General features: G+C 43.2%; 1 protein-coding gene. It reads right to left on the bottom strand.

Translation table 11 applies throughout. From position 1 onward, the window contains the following. The coding region (locus DVW83_RS15140) for a hypothetical protein (RefSeq protein ID WP_161569470.1) at window positions 1-206 on the bottom strand (206 nt) is incomplete at both ends.

Raw genomic sequence — 206 nt, 5'->3', positions numbered from 1 at the left:
TTTGCCCCTGAAAACGGTCTTGGCGTTGGGCCTTCAACTATTTTATCTACTAGACCTTTCGAGCTTCGGTCTTTTTGACGTTGTTGCACCGCTTTTTTTAATTCATCTTCAAAGCTTCCGTTTCTTACATTTGCCCCTGAAAACGGTCTTGGCGTTGGGCCTTCAACTATTTTATCTACTAGACCTTTCGAGCTTCGGTCTTTTTG

Source organism: Enterococcus sp. VV15 (assembly GCF_005236045.1).
GTDB lineage: Bacteria > Bacillota > Bacilli > Lactobacillales > Enterococcaceae > Enterococcus_B > Enterococcus_B durans.
The sequence above is the reverse complement of the archived record's forward strand: the minus strand, read 5'-3'. Positions and strand labels throughout refer to the sequence as shown.